Source organism: Gottfriedia luciferensis (genome assembly GCF_001712755.1).
In the GTDB taxonomy this organism is placed as follows: domain Bacteria; phylum Bacillota; class Bacilli; order Bacillales; family Bacillaceae_G; genus Gottfriedia; species Gottfriedia luciferensis_B.
On the sequence record NZ_MDKC01000001.1, the window covers coordinates 287,433 to 306,269 of the forward strand.

The following is an 18,837-nucleotide window of genomic DNA, read 5'->3' on the forward strand; positions in this document are numbered from 1 at the left end:
GAATTCATTATCCAAAATGACGGCTACTTTTTCATTTAATCCTTTTAAAATACCCTTTAAACAGTAATTTCTATTTGCTTCTAAATTTTGTATGATTTTTTTATTTGAGAATAGGAATTTACTTGAAAAATGTCGAATTAAGTAATAAGTAAATATAAATAACAACTTGATAATAGCTCCAAGAAGGGATGAAGATTGATGTTTTTGGTGACAGAAGACTTCAAAACGTTTATTAGGAAATATCCAATCACAACAATTATGGTTGGTTTATGTACTATATTAGCGATCATTACGACATTTTTAGGTGGGTATACGATTGAAAATATCATCATTTTAGGTGGTTATGAGCACGAATTAGTAAAACAAGGTGAAATATGGAGACTTTTTACTTATGCATTTATGCATGGAAGCTACGCTCATTTTTTTATGAATATGACCTTTATGATTATTTTAGGTAGACCATTAGAAAGAGCATTAGGTTCAGTTAAATTTTTATTATTTTATTTAGTATCGGTTATCCTTACAGGACTTATTATTAATTTTAACTATACGCCTAATACAGTCGAGACAGGGGCATCCGGTGTAGGCTATGCTTTTTTAGGAATGTATTTATTTATTACCTTATTTAGAAAAAAGATGCTTTTTTCAGATGATCGGAAGTTTGTCATAACATTTTTAGGGATTGGTTTACTATCTTCATTAATTATCCCGTCGACAAGTTTAACTGGTCACTTGGCAGGTATGATTATTGGTTTTATAATCACTCCTTTATTATTAAAAAAAGGTGCAAGATTTCAAAACTCTGTTAATGTTTAAAATACATAGATGAAAAAACAATTATGTTTTTACTTTAAAAGAAACCTAGTTCGGAATGGACTAGGTTTCTTTTGTTGAGTTTTTATTTTGTTAGAGTGCTCATTCTTAATTTAAAAATCATATTGATCTATAATCCTGTCTGCAGTTTGACGGTTTCTACATAATTTGTAGAGATCATTAAAAAACCGTTCAACTTCATTAGGAGTACTCGGAATGGGTATTTCTACTTCAAGTGAACCAAATGCTTGTTTGAAATAAGCTTTTCGTTCAGCGTTTTTACCATCTCGTTTCAATGGATAATATTTCCAAATTAAAGAAAATTGTCCATCTTGCTCACGAATTTCTCTTATTTCTGCTGCAGTTGTAGATTTATTTTCAACATAGATGACTAAATAAAAATTTTCATTTCGATGCCAGTCGATTAAAAGTAAATAATAGCTTTCTTCTTCGACCTTTCTTAAATGAAAGGCTGAAACAATTGGTTTACCGTTTGTCCATTGTTGAAAATTTTGTAATGTATTGAAAGTTGTTGGTATTTCTTCAATATTAAATAAAGAATTATTCGAAACCATCCAATTTTTAATTTGATTTGAAATATTGATTGCAAATTCTTTTTTCATCTTCTACCTCAACTGTTAATTAAGTCCTTTTCATTATCATAACATCAAAATCAGCTTAATAAAATTCTTCTTGTAATAATCTACCATCTATAAGTTAAAGTCCAAATACTCATATTATTAATGATGATTTAACTAAGGAGGATTTTATAATGGCAAGAGGTAAAAGCTTTAATCATAAGAAAAAAGGTCATGAACCTACACATCCAAAAGGATCACTAGTTGCACCAGAAGACCGTAAACATGAAGATCGAGAAGAAGATTATATTGTGACAGAAGAAGCATTTAAAAATCGTATTCAATAAAAATTGATAAAGAAATGGGACTCGGATTTTATAAATCTGAGTCCATTTTTATTTTAATTACCTCATTTTAACTTTCGTTTAAGTTTAATAAATTGATTAGCTGATTTTTATTCACTACTTGAAACAACAATGGTATTGGTGGCCCACTTGTTCTATTTAAAACAAGCTGATAGATCATTTTGAAAAAAGTTTTTTGATTTGCTTTCATGATTTTTTTATCGTCATGATAACAAATCGAATATAATTCTTTCATTAATTCAGTTTGATCTTGGGGCTCGTTATTTAATAGATAGTCACATAAATTTTTTAACCAAAATTGCTGTTCTTCAGATAAAGAGTTATAAAATTCAATAGCTTGCTTTTCATTTATCATTATATTTTTATGTGGATTGTATTTTTTAATCCAATATTCAGCCTTATGACTAATTTTCTCTATTTCAATTGATGAGTAAGTTTCTTCATTATTAGCCATTATGTTTTTTAATAGATCTACATTGTAATTAACGAGAGGTAGGATACTAGCAATATGATTAAACTTTGGATATTTTTTATCAATTTTCCCGATATGTGCAAATTCGACCGATTGGCAAATATCTAAATCGTGTAAAGAGTGATCAATATAATTTGATTGATAGCGTTCAAATTCTGAATAATTTTTAATCACATCTTCATCTAGACCAATATTAAATGCTGCTATTGGTTTATATTTAGCAAACATAAAGAGAATCACTTCGGGTAAATAGACTTGCAATAACTCACCTGGAGTTATTAAATTACCAGAAGAGCTAGACATTTTTTGATTTTGTCCTTTTATTCCAATAAACTCATAAGGTGTATAATGAGGTGCATCATAGTCAAATATGGCTTTGGCAATTTCTTTTGAAACATTGTAACTACCGGTTTCAGATGAATGATCTCTTCCACCAGGTTCAAATACAACGTCTTCTTTCATCCACCTCATAGCCCAATCAATTTTCCAGTTTAATTTAATATTGTTTGCAACTTCTACAGATAATTGATTCGAAAATCCACAACGACATGTATACTCAAGAACTTTGCTCTCATCATTATATTTTGTAATTGAAGAATCATCTTTTTCGCAATTTTCACAGTACAGCGTAATTGGGTAAAAATTATTTCGTTCTTGTTCATTTGGTACACTTGTTTTGAACTTCATTAAAATATCATAAATTTCTTTTCTTTTTTCAATAGCATGTATAATGTCAACATTGTATCTACCGGATTTGTATTCTTTACTTTGATAGATAAACTCAACCTCAATTCCTAGTTCAGATAAGGAATTTTCAAATTCCTTTTCAAAGTGTTCAGCGAATGTTGAGTGAGAGCCAGATGGGTCAGGGATATTTGAATAAGCTTTCCCTATAAAATCATGATATGTTGGATCAAGATTATTAGGGACCTTCCTAAATCGATCAAAATCATCCCAAGAAAAGATAAATCTTGTTTTCTTACCTAAATTATTTAAAGCTTTCACAACAAAATAAGTTGTAATGATCTCACGAAAATTTCCGATATGAACCGACCCTGATGGGCTTATGCCAGATGCACAAACATAAGTTTCTTTATTTGGATATTTTTCTATTAATTCATTTGCGATTTTATATGCCCAATGCATGTTTTCACCTCAAAAATTATTTGTATTTAACCTTCTAATTGAAAATAAAAAAACTCCCACCCCCAAGATTTATCATCTTGAGGACGAGAGTTTGTTAACTTCGTGGTACCACCCCAGTTTATTGATATGTTACCATACCAACCTTATTTAGGTACGGCACGAATGCTTATACCCTATCTCTATAACGGGAGAACCCGGCGTACCATCCCTAAAGTGAACTTTAGTTCCATACGAAGCTCCAAGTCTTTTTTCATAAAGTTTATTATTACTCCTTTTTCAGCAACCAGGAGCTCTCTGTAAATAATTTTATCTTTACTACTTTTCTCTTCATAGCTTTTAAATGTCGAAATATTAATTGTTATTATATTAATCAAAACAATATTAATTGTCAATTAAATTTAAAGTTGAATAAACTAATTTAATTACTGTTTGAATGGAGGTGCCAAATTGAGGGATTTAGTTGATGATTTACCTCTAATCGGTGCGTATTTTTTATTATTAGGTACATCAACGGCTGCTGTTGGTGTATCAAGTAAAAAAATCGTAAGTGAAAACTTTGGAAGAAGTTTATTCGCTAAAGGGAATGCAATTGAAGCATTTGGCAACTCCATACAAGCAATTGGAAGAGAAAAATTATATAAGAGAGTAAAAAATGAAAATGATAATGAAAAAGAAAAAGAATTTGAACTAACAATGATGATTGGTGCTTGGATTCAAGCAATCGGAAACGGTACAAATACATTTGCAACAAATTTAGAAATTGAAGGTTTGGAAAGGGAAGGTCACAAATTAAATGCACTTGGAAGCGTCATTCAATCAATAGGTGCTCAAATAGAAACAACTGGAGCACTGATCGAGGGGACGCAACTAGATAAAATTGAGGCTTATGGAAATCAATTAATCGGTTTAGGTGCTTTAATTGATGGTATTGGTAATGCTGCATTACTACGTGATAAAATTATTTTAGGAGATGATTTATTACTTGTCGGTAGTTGGGTTCAAGTGTTTGGAGCCATTTTAATAATTTATGCACTTCGCAATAAAAGAAGCGAATATGAAAAAGAACAGTTAGACTATCGATATGGTTATTATCCAAATAAACAGTTCGAATGGTAAAATAATAATTTTTTGTGAAGAATACGAAAAAAAGAAGGTATCTATTCGTTAATAGCAAATATTATTATTAAAATTATATTAAAACATTTTATTTTTCTGTAAAAGCATTTTGTGAGAAAATAGAATTTATCGGTTTAAATAGAATAAACCAATTTTTTGAAACAGAGGTATGATTAGATGAATTTAAAAATAATTACGGATAGTGCGGCTGATTTACCAAAGGAGATCATTGAACAATATAATATTGATGTCATTCCACTACGAGTTTATTCAGAAGATGAAAAAGAATATTTTGATGGTTTAACTTTGGATTCAAAGACTTTATTCAATGAAATGCGTAATGGAAAGGTATTTAAAACGTCTCTTCCGTCATATGAGTATATTTATAATACCTTCGCTAAATATGCAAAAGAAAATACACCATGTATTTATATTGCGTTTTCTTCTGAACTTTCAGGTACATATCAATCAGCAGTAATGGTAAAAAATGAGTTTGACGAGGAACTTCCTGATTTTAATTTAGAGATATTTGATACAAAAAGTGCATCAATCGGACAAGGGCTAATTGCTGTTAATGCTGCAAAGCTTGCAATGAACGGAGCTACAAAAGAAGAGGTTATTAATAATATAAAACATAGCATCGGTCATATTGAACATATCTTTACAGTTGATGACCTACAATATTTGGTACGTGGAGGTCGCTTAAGTAAAGTGGCTGGTTTTGTAGGTAATTTATTAAATATTAAACCGATCTTACATGTTGAAGATGGAAAGTTAATTCCACTTGAAAAAATTAGAGGTTCAAAAAAATTGATAAAAAGAATTCTCGAAATTATGGAATCCCGAGGGACAAATTTATCAACTCAATTAATTGGTATTTCTCACGGTGACGATTTAGACAAAGCAATTGAAATTAAAAATGCGATGGCAGAGACATTTGGATGTAAGGAGTTTGTCATTAATTCAATCGGTTCTGCTATAGGTGCTCATGCAGGACCTGGTACTTTAGCAATATTTTTTATGAACGAAAATAAAAAATAATATGATAAAAAGAGCTAATTATGCAAAATTAATTAGCTTTTTTATTTTAATTTTCTGATAATGTCACCTGGATATTAATTCATACATAATTTCTTCAAAAAAAGTAAATAGTATTTATGTAATCTTCAACTACTATTATTATGAGGTGAAAAACGATGTCAATTTTAGATAACTGGGATCAATGGAAAGATTTTTTAGGTGATCGATTAGAAGCAACAGGTGAAAAAGGTGTAGGTGAAGGTGCTATTAATGAAATGGCATATCGCTTAGGAAATTACTTAGCAAATGAAGTAGAACCAAAAAATGCAGAAGAACAAATTTTAAAAGACCTCTGGAATGTTGCAGATGAACAAGAGCAACATACAATTGCTGCTCTAATGATGAAGTATGTTAAAAATAAATAATTAAAATAATGTGATTAAAAAATAGCCCAGTGAATAGAATCATAAGGGCTATTTTTTATTTGTAAGCAACAATGTATGTTAACAAAGAATCAACAAAAATAATTAAAAATTAAACTTGAAATGGACATTTGATTAATTTATACTGTACTTATTGTGAGTACTGTTTTTGGATTAAGGACAATTACTATTTACATTTTAATTGTTTTTTTGTATGATAGACTTTCTGTTCAAATTTCGCTTTTATCATAAAATGTTTTTTTGCACTTATAAATAGAATAGAAAATTTGAACGAATTTCAATACAGCTTTACAAAAAAAGAGAAGAAATGGGGATAATATATGAATAATCAGCAAAACTCGGCTGACACGCCGTTTAGCGTAAAAACGATTATTGGTCCAATGATGGCTGTAATCGTAGGGATGATCATGGTTATTTTAGATAGTACGGTAGTAAATGTAGCATTACCTGGAATTACCGAATATTTTAAATCTGATTTAACAAAAATGCAGTGGACGATTACTGGATATACATTGGCATTATCAGCTGTTATACCACTTGCAGGCTGGATGTCTGATCGTTTTGGAGCTAAGAAAATTTTCTTATTTACGATTTTGTTTTTTACAATCGGTTCAGTTCTTTGTTCTGTAGCACAAACACCTGAACAGTTAATTTTATTTCGAGTAATACAAGGAATCGGTGGAGGAATGGTTGCTCCAATCGGTATGGCAATTATCTTTAGATTAGCTCCTCCAGAAAAGATCGGTTCAATTATGGGGATGCTTGGAATACCGATGTTACTTGCACCTGCTTTAGGTCCGGTTATCTCAGGATGGTTCGTAGAGTATTCTACTTGGCATTGGATTTTCCTAATTAATTTACCAATCGGTATTATCGCTTTAATAATTGGAGCTAAATTCTTACCTAATTTTGAATCTAAATCAGTACCTGCTTTAGACGGATTAGGAATCATCATTGCTCCAATCGCTTTTTCAATGTTAGCATACGGAGTTAGTCAAAGTTCAACAAGTTGGACATCAAAAGGAACATTAACAGGTTTAATTGTTGGTGGAGTTGCTTTATTACTATTTATCTTTGTTGAGCTTCGCCTAAAACAACCTTTACTTGAATTACGTGTATTTAAATCGTCTGATTTTGTTAGAAGTATTTTAATTACGTGGATTATGCAAATTGCTTTATTCGGTTCTTTCTTAATTGTTCCATTATTTTTACAAACAGTTAAACAATATGGGGCATTTGAAACGGGCTTAATTATGTTACCTCAAGCTTTAGCATCTGCTTTAATGATGCCAATTGGTGGTAAAATGTATGATAAAGTTGGTGCTAGACCGATGGCGTTAGTTGGTTTAACAATTATCACATCTGCACTATTCATTTTCTCTAAAATTTCAGTGGACTCATCAAATACATTTATTATGTTAACACTTGCTATGATGGGTGCTGGAATGGGATTATCAATGATGCCAATTAATACACACGTATTACAATCTGCACCAAGACATTTAGTAAGTCGTGTAACGCCTTTAACTGCAGCAGCTCAGCAAGTAATGGTATCATTTGCAGTAGCAGGTATGGCTGGATTTTTAACTTCTAGTACAAAGGATTATATGACAAAAACAACGAATCCACTAAATGCAATGATTTCAGCATTTGGTGATACATTCTTACTAGCAGCAGGTATCGCATTAGTAGGAGCGTTATTAGCAATTATTTTACGTAAACCAAAAGTGCAAGATACAGATGCGGCAAAAGCAGATCTTGACGAGTCAAAATCTTCAATGATGGTAGGACATTAATATATATAAAAGAAGCCAATATTAAAAAATTGGCTTCTTTTTTTGTCATTTTTGATTATAATTTAAATAGTATCGAAAGAATTTTTATAATTTCTACAATTTTAAGAGAACTGTTATAAAACTAATTGAATTGTAATAAAAATGTCCTTATTATGTAAGGTTAGTTATGTATAATTAAAGCTCGAATATCGATTTACTTTACAATGGAGCTGATTTAATGATTAAAAGTATTTGCAAAACAACTTTAGCACTATCAATTTTAACTGGAGGTTTATTCTATGGAAATAGTACTCCGAGTTCAATTAAGACCGTGGAAGCTGCTACGATAAGCGGTACAGTAACTGCATCAGTTTTAAATGTAAGAAGCGGTCCTAGTACTAGTTATAAAGTAATTAGCACACTTAAAAAGGGTGCGAAAGTTACGATAACAAGCACAAGTGGATCTTGGTATAAAATAACAAGTGGAACAAAAACTGGATGGGTTTCAAGTAAATATATTAAAAAAGCCCCAACGACAGTTTCTGCCACAACCGTAAATAAAATGAAAACTTTAGGTACTTCAAAGCAATTAATCATTGTGTCAGCTGCAAATGAAAGTACAAGAAATGCATTAATTGAAACATTTGAAAAAAGCGGTACTAGTTGGAAAAAATTACATACATATTCAGGTGTAATCGGGAAAAACGGCATGATTAGTAGTAAGCATGAGGGTGATTATGAAACACCTGAAGGGAAATATACAATTACAACAGCATTCGGTAGATATTCAAATCCAGGTACAAAAATGACATACCGTAAAATTACTTCAAATGATGTATATGTAGATGATTCAAATAGTAAATTATATAATACTTGGCAATTGGCATCAGAAAATAACGGTAGATGGAAAACGGCCGAAAAGATGAATATTTCTCAATATGATTATGGTTTTGTTATTAACTACAATACTGCGAGAACCCCAGGAAAAGGTAGTGCAATCTTTTTTCACGTAGCTGGTACTTCAGGGTATACGGCAGGCTGTACAGCTACATCTAAAACAAATGTAGTATCCATTTTAAAATGGTTAGATCCGGCAAAAAAACCACTAATTATTCAAACACCATTGAATAAATTAACGCAATATTAATATGATCCTGAAACTGGTCAATGATTTGATCAGTTTTTTTACGTTTCAAACTTTACTCGCAGGAGTCATGATGATTAATTTTAAAGAGGACCGTCTTGTTTATCGTTCGAGAGAAGGAGGGTATCTGAAAGGATTTTTGAACTAAAAAAGGCTGTCTAAATAGACAACCTTTAGGAACTTTTATTACTACTGTTTTATAAGCTTTATTTTACGCTATTAACAAGTTGCCTCATTGAGTTTAATTGTGAAGATAGCTCATTAAACCAATCCTCATCTCCCGTTGAGAGGGCCAAGTCAATTAGAAAGTGAATCTGTTCTTTGTTTGTCACTTTCGAATCAGGCATTTTCTTTACGTTTCTATTTAGCATTTGAATGGTCTTTCCAACAGTCGTTTTATTATCTGAAGTTATGACATTTACCTTTACTACTTCATCAAGAATAGTAAGTGAATCAACATAACCTATTACTAATTCTCCATGCAATGATATACCTTTAACCCAGTCACCTATTTTTAAAATAGAATCATTATTTAAATTCATTTTTTTCCACCTTCTTATTTAGAGTTACTAGTTAAAAAACTAGTGATCATTACAGCCCTTAAAACGAACTGTAATTATTTTTATTACACTTTGGATAAAAGAAGGCAGAGCCTTCTTTTTATTTAGCTGCTCACTTATCACTTTTGATATGATCGACTATGTCCCCAATAGTGTATTGCTTTAAATATCCCCCAAGATGTTTTTCTGCACCTAAGAAAATAGTAAAAAGAACATTTTGCATATTTGCCCCAACAACACACTTATCATTTGATTCAGGGCACTTAGGTTGCAGTGCCCCCTCAGAGGTGATTAGATAAATGTCCCATAGATTAACTTCTTTTAAATCTACCGCGAAAATAAATCCACCGCCCGATCCTTCCTTCGATTTTATAAATCCATGCTTTTTTAACAAACTAAGCACTTTTCGAATTCGAACTGGATGGACACAGGCACTCTCTGATATTGCATCACTAGTAGACATCCGATCCGGCTGCAGCGCAAGATACGTTAAACTATGAATGGCAAGAGTGAAGTCACTATTCATGGTCTGCCTCCTAAAATCGTTAATTTCTTTCTATTTTTCGTGTTTACATTTAGTTCGGTAATAAAATGTGTTAGCGAACTGACAGTTTAAATAATAAAATATTAATTAGCTACTTTTTGTGACTTAATGTATGAGAATGTTCGTAGTTTACGCGGAAGAAAACTACGAATTTCATCTTCATTATAACCAACCTGCAATCTCTTTTCATCTAGGATTATTGGCATGCGCAACATTTTTGGATTATTTATGATTAAATTATATAATTCATTAAGTGGCAGCGATTCAATATTTATATTTAATTCTTGAAACGTTTTTGATTTATTTGAAATAATTTCTTCAGTACCAGTTTCTGTCATGCGAAGAATCGATTTAATCTCCTCAAGTGTAAGTGATTCATTCATAATATTTTTCACACTATATTCAATATCATGTTCATCTAGCCAAGCTTTTGCTTTACGACAGGATGTACAACTTGGTGTTACATATAGATTCACCATTCTATTACACACTCCTTATAAAATGTAATAAAAAAAATTACAGTTGAAATAAAAAAATAGTTAAAAATGTACTATCGAATAAAACAAATTAGGTTTTTTCTTACTCAATTGATATGAGTATACTGTAATTTTATTGTTTACAGTTAAATATGTCAACTATATTTTGAGTTTAAATGATGGAGTGTGTTTTATACTTGTTTGAATTACAAAAATAAACTTTATTATATATAGATGTTTTATTACTATAAAAAAGATTTCTACAACGAATTATAGGAATTACGATAGATAGAATTAAAAAAGTAAAGTGTAAAAAGTTAGTTTATTTTGAAATTTCTAAGTATAATAGAAAGTACAATTAAAATAGAATGAGAATTTTTAGAGGTGGAATATGAGCAAACTAGAATTTTTTGAAATAGAGACTAGTCGATTAAAGCTTAGAAGGTTTAAAGATGAAGATGTTAGCAATTTTTATAAATATCGTTCAAATCCAGCTGTGGCGATTTATCAAGGCTGGGAAAATTATACATACGAACAATCGATTAATTTTATCGAAAAGCAAAAGTCAGCTGTAATGAATATTCCTAACTCATGGGTTCAAGTAGCGATTGAAAATAAAATGGATGGTCAACTAATAGGGGATATTGGAGTACACACTTTATCAAATCCTAAAAATCAAGTTGAAGTCGGTTTTACATTAGAGCCAGTGTACCAGAATAAGGGATATGCCTTTGAAGCATTACAAGGGATTCTTGATTATTTATTTAACGAATTAAATAAAGAAAAAATTAACGCAATAGCAGTAGAACAAAATTCATCTTCAATTAAATTACTAAAAAAATTAGGATTTCATGAAATGAACATAATAGAAAATTCTTTTTTTAAAGGCCAATATGTAACTGAATTTATGTTTGGACTTTCGAAAAATGATTGGAATAAAAGGTAGGAGTTGGGAAATAAGTGAATTTCTTTAAAGGAGCATTGTATTTATCATTGGCCGCAAGTATTTGGGGTATGACTTATGTTGTCAGTAAAGTAGTATTAGATAGCATTTCTCCATGGTTATTACTAGAAATGAGATTTCTTTTAGCTTTATTAACATTAGGGATAATCAGTCTTTTCCAAAAAAGCTGGAAAATTAATAAAAAAGATTTGGTTCCTCTCGCAGTTATTGCTTTAGTCGGGTATACTGGCTCAATTGGTTTTCAATTTGTTGGTACAAAGCTTTCAGGCGCAGCAATGGGCTCTTTAATTACTTCAGCTTCACCTGCATTAATATCATTATTTGCATTTTTTATTTTAAAAGAAAAAATTAATAGCCGTAAGATTGTATCGTTAATTTTAGCAACGATTGGAGTAATCGTTGTAATCGGATTACCAAAAGGTGGGTCAAATTTAGGCGCATATTTTGGAAATCTCATACTAGTAGGTGCAGCAATTACATGGGCGCTATATACAGTTCTAAGTAAAGTTCAGACTAGTAAATATTCATCATTAACCGTAACAACTTGGGCGACAGTATTTGGCGTAATTTTTACATTACCATTTACGTTTCTTGAACAAAGTAAACACATAACTCATTTACCAACAAATGGTTGGATTTGGATGGGGGTCATATTTTTAGGAACAATCTCAACAGCAGGTGCCTTTTATCTTTGGAACAAAGGATTTGAATATATTGATACTTCAACTGGATCATTATTTTTCTTTTTACAACCATTAATTGGTACGATATTTGGATATTTTTTATTAAATGAAGAAATTAGTCCTTCTTTCTTCATTGGAAGTATTCTAATTGTTGTAGCTGTGTATTTATCGATTAAAGAACCTAAGCAGAAAACGACGCTTCAATATAACTCTAAAAAAGCATGAAACATTTAAAAGTAGTTGAACTATTCGACTGCTTTTTTTATTGGCTAATTTACTGTAGATATATGAATCTTAAGATTAGATGGAATGAATTTTTGAAAACAGACTTTCATATGTATTTAAATTGACAAATACTGTTAGGACAAATAATATAAATCTTGTGCGATACATCGTATAAGATGTATTTTAATTAGAAGTATTTTGTTGGAGGGATTACATGGTAGAACGACCAGAATTTATTCGTGAATCAATCGATTTTTTACAGCGTTTTTTAATGAAAAGCCTACAAAAGCATTCGGAGGAACATGGAGTTACAATTCCACAAGCAAGAGTTATTGGCGAAGTGTATGCTCATAAAACAATGAGCATTAAACAACTTTCTAAAAATCTAAAAATGACGCAAAGTACTGTATCTGATATCGTTGAGCGTCTGACTACAAAAGGCCTATTATTGAAAACACCCAATCCAAAAGATAAACGTTTCGTGGAGATTTCTTTACCTGAAAATATTGCTGAAGAAATACATGATAGCATTACTGAAATTGCAAATAAGTCCTTAAATAGTGCACTAAGTCTTCTAGACTCTGATGAACAAGAGATTGTAGAGAAAGGAATGAAATTATTAGTTACAGCTGTTAAGAAAAAGATGGAGACAGATGGAATGGATAATTATGAATTCTTTGATGTATTGTACTTTCTTGATGAGGAAAAAGAAAAAAAAGAGAAATAAATTAATGAAGGAGGGGACCGTGTGAACAAAATCATAAAGGGTCGTTGGATCATTTTTTCAATTTGGTTAATTGCAACAGTATTGTTAACAGTTCTTCAGCCTGATATAAATGCAATTTTACGGAATAAGGGGCAAGAAGGAGCGAATAGTAATTCACCTTCTGTTATGGCAGATCATATCCTCAAAAAAATGGATACTTCAAAAGGAACGAATAATCTGATTGTTTTTTATGATAAAAATAAAATTTCGAATGACGAAATGGAAAAAATCGGAGATGCTGTTAAAGGAATACGTGATAGTAGTAAAGAACTTAGAATTTCGGAAATCATTGATCCATTTAGTATTCCAAATGCAAAACGTTCATTAGTCTCAAAAGATGGCACCACACTAATGGTGAGCTATAAGCTAGATAAGAACGGAAGAGAAATAGATGATATTAAAAAGGAAATAGATAATAAATTAAGTAAAGTACCAGTCGAATATTATCTAAGTGGTGAAGATTTTATCAATAATGATTATTTAAAAGCTTCACAAGCGGGAGTAGAAAAAAGTGCTGCTCTAACAGTTATTTTTATTTTAGTAGTACTTATTCTTGCGTTTAGATCGATCGTTACACCATTTGTATCTTTGATTGCGGTTGCATTTTCTTATCTATGTTCAATGGGAATAGCTGCCCAATTAATCGATAAAGCTGGATTTCCAATTACTAGTCTTACTCAAATGCTACTAGTACTTATTCTTTTTGGGGTTGGGACTGATTACAACATACTCCTTTTTAATCGTTTCAAAGAGGAACTCTCACTTGGACATTCGGTTGATGAATCAATTGTAAACACATATAAAACGGCTGGTAAAACAATTGCCTATAGTATTTTAACTGTGTTTATTGCGTTCCTTGCACTTGTATTCGCAGAATCTCCAATTTATAAATCAGGTGTAGTAGTTGTAATAGGTGTATGTATATTATTACTAGAAATTTTAACGTTAACACCATTTATTATGAAAGTATTAGGAAAAAAACTTTTCTGGCCATCTAAAAATGTTAGTGGACATAAAGAAAACAAATTTTTTGGTAATTCGTCTGCTTTTGCTATAAAGAAACCAATTATAACAATAGTAGTCATATTATTGATTTTATCTCCAATGGTCTATTTCCATAAAGAAAAGCTAAACTTCGATACAATTGGAGAATTGGGAAATAAATATCCTTCATCAAAAGGATTTAATATCGTTTCAGATCATTTTGGTAAAGGTCAAGCAATGCCTGCAACAGTCGTGATTGAAAACAACAAAGCGCTTGATAATAATCAATCATTTGCAGTAATTGATAATGTTACTGAAAGACTTAAGAACATAAAAGGTGTTAAGCAAGTATCTTCAGTAACACAACCTGAAAGCAAACAAATTGATAGTTTTTATGTTGATAGCCAAATGGGGACAGTGACTGATGGTATTTCAAAAACAAAAGATGGAGTTAACGAAATACATGACGGTTTAAGTTTAGCCCAAGATAAATTAGGATCAGCGGATTTTTCAAAGGTTAATCAAATGGTAGATGGAACAACGGAACTACAAAATGGTGTGACAGCATTAAGTGGTGGATTAAAACAAATTCAAGCAGGGATTGGCGATGGTTCTGGTAATTCTCAAACAATCTCTAGTGGAATAGCAACAATCGAAATGAATCTAAGAAAAATGAGTAGTGGCGTATCATTATTAGCAAAAAATTATGTGAAAATGCAATCAGGTTATAAAGAATTAGGAAGTCATTACCAAGAATCAGCACAAGCACTGCTTGGACTAAAAGGCGCAATTTCTCAAATGCAATCAATGGTGACAGCACTTGGTAGTAGTTATGCGAATTCAAAAGATGATGTAAATTACCAATCATTAAAGCAAACAATTGATCAAACAGTTGCTTCATTAAATCAAATTACACCAGAAGGAATCAAAGCATTAAATGATAATTATAATGCTGTAACTGCAGGTTTTGCTACCGCAAACAGTAATCTTTCTAGTATGAGTAATGGCTTAACTCAAATGGCTGATGGTTTGAAAAAACTTGAAAGTGGCTTAAGTGATGCATCATCTGGAATCGGAAAAATTGTCACAAATATGAATAAAGTATCAAATGGACTTGGTCAAATGAAATCAGGTCAGCAACAGCTAGTATCTGGCATCAATGGATTTAGTACATTCGGGGAAAAACTATCAGATGTAAATGGTGGGTTAGAAAAAATATCTGACGGATTAGGAAAGACAAATGATTTCTTAACTCAGTATAATTCGAATAAAACTTTCTTTATTCCAAAAGAAGCATTGGCTGACGAGAACTTTAAAAAATCAATCGACATGTTTATGTCAAAAGATAAAAAGATTACAAAGCTAACGATTGTTTTGGAAAACGATCCATATTCAAAAGAATCTTTAAATACGATCAATAAAATAAATTCAGCTGTTAAAAGTGGACTTAAAGGCACAGAACTTTCAAATGCTAAGTCAGGTGTTTCAGGTCCGAGTGCAACAACAAATGATATGAACAATATTTTGAGTAGTGACCTAAATAAAACAACAACTATTGTTATAATTGGGGTATTACTTGTATTATTCCTAGTGATAAAATCATTCTGGACACCAGTATTTATCACCGCATCACTTTTAGGAGCATACTACAGTGCTATGTTTATGATCAATTATATTTTCATAGATTTGCTAGGATATGAAGGAATATCTTCTTTTGTTCCGTTCTTCTCTTTCATAATTATAGTAGCTTTAGGTGTGGATTATAGTATCTTCCTAATGATGAGATTTAAGGAATATACTCATTTGTCACCGAAAGAGGCAATCGTATTAGCATCTAAGCATACTGGTGGAGTAATTATCTCAGCGGTAATCATACTTGGAGGTACATTTGCTACACTTATGCCATCTGGAATCCTTTTATTGTTTGAATTAGCAATAGCGGTAATAACAGGTCTTATAGTCCTTTGCTTTATATTATTACCGATCTTTTTACCAGCAATGATTGCATTGCCAGAAGCATTGGCTAATTTATTTTCAAGAAACAAGGAAGCTAATGTTGATACAGAAAAACATGTAATTTAATAGAATAATAGGTTATTTGAAAATGCCGACTAACTATTGAAATAATAGTGGGGTCGGCTTTTTTTAATTAAGATTCTGGTTCAGATAAAGGTAAATGTTGATATTGATAACGATCCGAGATATTAGTATAATTTGCACGAGAACAAACATGTATATTAAAGAAATGTTTATTAATGCTACTAAAACCTCTAGTTCTTCTTGTCAAAATGTTTACGACATTATTAAAACTTTCTCAATTTATGAGGAAGAGTTAAAGTATAATGATTTCACAACTGAACAAAGAAAAGAATTATATAAGCTTATAATTGAGCAAGTAGCAAATTCACAACAAAAAGATGATAAAGATAAAACGTTTCTTGGTATGGCATACGGTGTAATTGTTTTTTTAATAAACCTTGGCGAAATCCCGAGGGTTAATTTATTTAGTTATAGCCAAATTATGGATAAACGCGAAATAAAGTGTAAATCATCTTTATTGTCAATGATACGCCTTCAAAAAAAGACGCCAATTAAGGCGGAATTCGCTTGTTATTTTAATCCGAATTGAGCCTTCGCCATTAACTTATCGTCTTGGAACGTAAAGTTAGCGTTAGCTCCCGTTGAACCTTTACCATTATATGTATAAAGAATCGTATATCCTGGCTTATCTTTCTCGCCAGCTTCGCTCATTACCTCGCCTTTACCGCCAATAATTTCGAATACTTGCTTCGATGTCATACCGTTTTGAATCTTATCGAACTCTGCCTTCGTTATGATAACAGCTTTACCTGTAGCTTCATGCGATTCAGTTGAATTCGAGCAGCCACTAAAGACAATTAATCCGGTAGCGATTGCGGTCCCTAAGTAGATACCTCTAATCGTTCTTTTCATCTTAAACCTCCTAATATTTTCCATATATCCCATACTATTCGACTAGTTCATCAATTATCCTTTTAAACGAAGAAAAGCGCACTTATAAAATAAGTAAGAAGAACCTCGTCAAAAACCAACAAAAAAAGACCGAAAAAATCGGTCTTCTACGTCAATTAATCAACTTGTATTTCATTATTAACATCAAGAGCTTCAACTAATTCTAATTCCTCATGACGTTCTTTAAAACGATTGAACGTAAATTCATTTGCAAATAAGAATAATGGACGTTCGAAACGGTCATATACTAGCATGTTACGCATATCTTGATATTTCTTAAGTCCTTTTACATCATCAGTTTTAACCCATCGAGCAATATTGTAATCAACATGGTCTTTACGGATATCAGATCCATATTCATTTTTTAAGCGGTATTCAAATACTTCAAATTGAAGTTGACCTACGGCACCTAAAATAACCTCATTAAATTCATTTTTATAAACTTGAATTGCACCTTCTTGAGCTAATTGCTCAACACCTTTATGGAAGTGCTTAGATTTTAATGAATTAACTGGGCTAACTCGTAAGAATAACTCAGGTGGGAAAGTTGGTAATGGCTCAAAGAATAATTTTTGCTTACTAGATGTGATTGTATCTCCGATTTGATAAGTACCTGAATCGTAAATACCAATTACGTCACCAGCATATGCTCTGTCAATCGTTTCACGGTCATTAGCCATCAATTGAGTTGATTGACTTAATTTAATTTGTTTTCCTGTACGAGAAAGCATTACGTTCATTCCTCGTTCAAAAACACCAGAACAAATTCGTAGAAATGCAATACGGTCACGGTGAGCAGGATTCATATTAGCTTGAATCTTAAATATAAAACCACTAAATACTTCATCAGTTGGATTTACTTCACCATTAATTGTTTTACGAGGTCCTGGTGCAGGTGACATATCTAAGAAATGATTTAAAAATGGTGTTACACCAAAATCGACTAATGCTGTACCGAAGAAAACAGGAGTAAGTTCCCCAGCTCGAACTAAGTCTAAATTGAATTCATTTCCTGCACCTTCTAAAAGATCAACTTCATCTCGTAAATTTTCTAAATTTGAAGGCTCTAAATGTGCTTCTAATTCAGGACCATGAACGCCATCTTGACCAAGTTTAATAACTTCGTCTTTACGGAAAAGATGAACTTCATTTTCTAATCGATCATAAACACCTTCAAATTGCATTCCACTTCCGATTGGCCAAGTAACTGCAACAGAAGGCATACCTAGAACTTCTTCTAATTCTTCCATTAATTCTAGTGGATCTTTAGCTTGGCGATCTAATTTATTCATAAAGGTAAAAATAGGAATACCACGTAAACGACAAACTTGGAAAAGTTTCTTAGTTTGTGCTTCAATACCTTTTGCAGCATCAATTACCATTACTGCAGAGTCAACAGAAGTTAGTACACGATATGTATCTTCACCAAAATCATTATGACCAGGAGTATCCATAATTGATACCATTTTTTCATCGTATTCAAACTGCATAACAGAGGAAGTTACAGAAATTCCACGTTGTTTTTCGATTTCCATCCAGTCAGATTTTGCATATTTTGAATTTTTTTGAGCTTTTACAGTACCAGCTTCACGAATAGCTCCACCATGAAGTAGTAATTTTTCAGTTAAAGTTGTTTTACCAGCATCTGGGTGAGAGATGATCCCAAAAATACGGCGTTTAGCAACTTGATTGATTAATTCTTTATTTGCCATCTATTATAAAGTCCTTTCTAAATCAAAGATCATAAACAAATTTTTACATCTTATCTATTA

Annotated in this window: 19 protein-coding genes and 1 other annotated feature; of the genes, 12 read left to right on the forward strand and 7 right to left on the reverse strand. The window is 31.5% G+C overall.

Annotation, left to right across the window (positions count from 1 at the left end; translation table 11 throughout):
- Positions 1 to 198: 198 nt before the first annotated feature.
- Positions 199 to 816, forward strand: coding sequence for a rhomboid family intramembrane serine protease (locus tag BED47_RS01515; protein WP_069032056.1), 618 nt, complete (start codon positions 199 to 201; stop codon positions 814 to 816).
- Positions 817 to 926: 110 nt separating this feature from the next.
- On the opposite strand, the gene BED47_RS01520 is transcribed toward BED47_RS01515, so the two are convergent.
- Positions 927 to 1,436, reverse strand: a complete 510-nt coding sequence (locus tag BED47_RS01520; RefSeq protein ID WP_069032057.1) for a hypothetical protein — start codon at positions 1,434 to 1,436, stop codon at positions 927 to 929.
- Positions 1,437 to 1,585: 149 nt separating this feature from the next.
- Here BED47_RS01520 and BED47_RS23545 point away from each other — a divergent pair, with 149 nt between their 5' ends.
- Positions 1,586 to 1,738 carry a hypothetical protein gene (locus BED47_RS23545; RefSeq protein ID WP_165347078.1) on the forward strand — a complete coding sequence of 51 codons (153 nt, stop codon included), beginning with the start codon at positions 1,586 to 1,588 and terminating at the stop codon, positions 1,736 to 1,738.
- A 67-nt stretch (positions 1,739 to 1,805) separates the two neighbouring features.
- Here the strand turns inward: BED47_RS23545 and lysS are convergent, their stop codons facing one another.
- Complete coding sequence (gene lysS, locus BED47_RS01525) at positions 1,806 to 3,374, reverse strand: lysine--tRNA ligase (protein ID WP_069032058.1); 1,569 nt, start codon at positions 3,372 to 3,374, stop codon at positions 1,806 to 1,808.
- A gap of 76 nt (positions 3,375 to 3,450) precedes the next feature.
- Positions 3,451 to 3,714: a binding site (T-box leader), on the reverse strand.
- 107 nt (positions 3,715 to 3,821) lie between these two features.
- On the opposite strand from lysS, the gene BED47_RS01530 reads away from it, so the two are divergent.
- The 5 genes from BED47_RS01530 (at position 3,822) to BED47_RS01550 (ending at position 8,875) form a co-directional block, all read left to right on the forward strand.
- Complete coding sequence (locus BED47_RS01530) at positions 3,822 to 4,490, forward strand: DUF6944 family repetitive protein (protein ID WP_069032059.1); 669 nt, start codon at positions 3,822 to 3,824, stop codon at positions 4,488 to 4,490.
- A gap of 177 nt (positions 4,491 to 4,667) precedes the next feature.
- Positions 4,668 to 5,531, forward strand: coding sequence for a DegV family protein (locus tag BED47_RS01535; RefSeq protein WP_069032060.1), 864 nt, complete (start codon positions 4,668 to 4,670; stop codon positions 5,529 to 5,531).
- Between the two features lie 155 nt (positions 5,532 to 5,686).
- The gene (locus BED47_RS01540) at positions 5,687 to 5,935 is read left to right on the forward strand and encodes a DUF3243 domain-containing protein (RefSeq protein WP_025671950.1); all 249 of its coding nucleotides are present in this window, start codon (positions 5,687 to 5,689) and stop codon (positions 5,933 to 5,935) included.
- A gap of 338 nt (positions 5,936 to 6,273) precedes the next feature.
- A complete protein-coding gene (locus BED47_RS01545) occupies positions 6,274 to 7,749 on the forward strand; it encodes an MDR family MFS transporter (protein WP_069032061.1) in 1,476 nt (491 codons plus the stop codon).
- Positions 7,750 to 7,966: 217 nt separating this feature from the next.
- Positions 7,967 to 8,875 carry an SH3 domain-containing protein gene (locus BED47_RS01550; RefSeq protein WP_084006707.1) on the forward strand — a complete coding sequence of 303 codons (909 nt, stop codon included), beginning with the start codon at positions 7,967 to 7,969 and terminating at the stop codon, positions 8,873 to 8,875.
- Positions 8,876 to 9,078: 203 nt separating this feature from the next.
- Here the strand turns inward: BED47_RS01550 and BED47_RS01555 are convergent, their stop codons facing one another.
- From BED47_RS01555 to spxA, 3 genes are all read right to left on the reverse strand, one after another.
- A complete protein-coding gene (locus tag BED47_RS01555) occupies positions 9,079 to 9,414 on the reverse strand; it encodes an IDEAL domain-containing protein (RefSeq protein WP_069032062.1) in 336 nt (111 codons plus the stop codon).
- Between the two features lie 130 nt (positions 9,415 to 9,544).
- Positions 9,545 to 9,958 carry an RrF2 family transcriptional regulator gene (locus BED47_RS01560; protein ID WP_069032063.1) on the reverse strand — a complete coding sequence of 138 codons (414 nt, stop codon included), beginning with the start codon at positions 9,956 to 9,958 and terminating at the stop codon, positions 9,545 to 9,547.
- Between the two features lie 101 nt (positions 9,959 to 10,059).
- On the reverse strand, positions 10,060 to 10,455 hold the full coding sequence (spxA, locus tag BED47_RS01565; protein WP_069032064.1) for a transcriptional regulator SpxA: 396 nt from the start codon (positions 10,453 to 10,455) through the stop codon (positions 10,060 to 10,062).
- 388 nt (positions 10,456 to 10,843) lie between these two features.
- Here spxA and BED47_RS01570 point away from each other — a divergent pair, with 388 nt between their 5' ends.
- The 5 genes from BED47_RS01570 (at position 10,844) to BED47_RS01590 (ending at position 16,703) form a co-directional block, all read left to right on the forward strand.
- A complete protein-coding gene (locus BED47_RS01570; protein WP_069032065.1) occupies positions 10,844 to 11,398 on the forward strand; it encodes a GNAT family N-acetyltransferase in 555 nt (184 codons plus the stop codon).
- Positions 11,399 to 11,412: 14 nt separating this feature from the next.
- Positions 11,413 to 12,324, forward strand: a complete 912-nt coding sequence (locus BED47_RS01575; RefSeq protein WP_084006708.1) for a DMT family transporter — start codon at positions 11,413 to 11,415, stop codon at positions 12,322 to 12,324.
- Positions 12,325 to 12,538: 214 nt separating this feature from the next.
- A complete protein-coding gene (locus BED47_RS01580; RefSeq protein ID WP_069032066.1) occupies positions 12,539 to 13,051 on the forward strand; it encodes a MarR family winged helix-turn-helix transcriptional regulator in 513 nt (170 codons plus the stop codon).
- A gap of 21 nt (positions 13,052 to 13,072) precedes the next feature.
- Positions 13,073 to 16,156, forward strand: a complete 3,084-nt coding sequence (locus tag BED47_RS01585; protein ID WP_069032067.1) for an MMPL family transporter — start codon at positions 13,073 to 13,075, stop codon at positions 16,154 to 16,156.
- Positions 16,157 to 16,304: 148 nt separating this feature from the next.
- Positions 16,305 to 16,703 (forward strand): hypothetical protein, encoded by a 399-nt coding sequence (locus tag BED47_RS01590; protein ID WP_069032068.1) that lies wholly within the window; start codon positions 16,305 to 16,307, stop codon positions 16,701 to 16,703.
- Here the strand turns inward: BED47_RS01590 and BED47_RS23060 are convergent.
- Together BED47_RS23060 and BED47_RS01600 are read right to left on the reverse strand one after the other, a co-directional pair.
- Entirely contained in the window at positions 16,685 to 17,026 is a 342-nt protein-coding gene (locus BED47_RS23060) for a hypothetical protein (protein WP_254664515.1), read from the reverse strand. The two genes, BED47_RS01590 and BED47_RS23060, sit on opposite strands and share 19 nt — an antisense overlap.
- 155 nt (positions 17,027 to 17,181) lie before the next feature.
- Positions 17,182 to 18,777 carry a peptide chain release factor 3 gene (locus BED47_RS01600; RefSeq protein ID WP_069032069.1) on the reverse strand — a complete coding sequence of 532 codons (1,596 nt, stop codon included), beginning with the start codon at positions 18,775 to 18,777 and terminating at the stop codon, positions 17,182 to 17,184.
- Between the last annotated feature and the right edge of the window lie 60 nt (positions 18,778 to 18,837).

Bases quoted from the DNA above. Each gene is read 5' to 3' on its own strand.
- BED47_RS01515 (WP_069032056.1), top strand. From the start codon at position 199: ATGTTTTTGGTGACAGAAGACTTCAAAACGTTTATTAGGAAATATCCA.
- BED47_RS01520 (WP_069032057.1), bottom strand. From the start codon at position 1,436: ATGAAAAAAGAATTTGCAATCAATATTTCAAATCAAATTAAAAATTGG.
- BED47_RS23545 (WP_165347078.1), top strand. From the start codon at position 1,586: ATGGCAAGAGGTAAAAGCTTTAATCATAAGAAAAAAGGTCATGAACCT.
- lysS (WP_069032058.1), bottom strand. From the start codon at position 3,374: ATGCATTGGGCATATAAAATCGCAAATGAATTAATAGAAAAATATCCA.
- BED47_RS01535 (WP_069032060.1), top strand. From the start codon at position 4,668: ATGAATTTAAAAATAATTACGGATAGTGCGGCTGATTTACCAAAGGAG.
- BED47_RS01540 (WP_025671950.1), top strand. From the start codon at position 5,687: ATGTCAATTTTAGATAACTGGGATCAATGGAAAGATTTTTTAGGTGAT.
- BED47_RS01545 (WP_069032061.1), top strand. From the start codon at position 6,274: ATGAATAATCAGCAAAACTCGGCTGACACGCCGTTTAGCGTAAAAACG.
- BED47_RS01550 (WP_084006707.1), top strand. From the start codon at position 7,967: ATGATTAAAAGTATTTGCAAAACAACTTTAGCACTATCAATTTTAACT.
- BED47_RS01555 (WP_069032062.1), bottom strand. From the start codon at position 9,414: ATGAATTTAAATAATGATTCTATTTTAAAAATAGGTGACTGGGTTAAA.
- BED47_RS01560 (WP_069032063.1), bottom strand. From the start codon at position 9,958: ATGAATAGTGACTTCACTCTTGCCATTCATAGTTTAACGTATCTTGCG.
- spxA (WP_069032064.1), bottom strand. From the start codon at position 10,455: ATGGTGAATCTATATGTAACACCAAGTTGTACATCCTGTCGTAAAGCA.
- BED47_RS01570 (WP_069032065.1), top strand. From the start codon at position 10,844: ATGAGCAAACTAGAATTTTTTGAAATAGAGACTAGTCGATTAAAGCTT.
- BED47_RS01580 (WP_069032066.1), top strand. From the start codon at position 12,539: ATGGTAGAACGACCAGAATTTATTCGTGAATCAATCGATTTTTTACAG.
- BED47_RS01590 (WP_069032068.1), top strand. From the start codon at position 16,305: ATGTATATTAAAGAAATGTTTATTAATGCTACTAAAACCTCTAGTTCT.
- BED47_RS23060 (WP_254664515.1), bottom strand. From the start codon at position 17,026: ATGAAAAGAACGATTAGAGGTATCTACTTAGGGACCGCAATCGCTACC.
- BED47_RS01600 (WP_069032069.1), bottom strand. From the start codon at position 18,777: ATGGCAAATAAAGAATTAATCAATCAAGTTGCTAAACGCCGTATTTTT.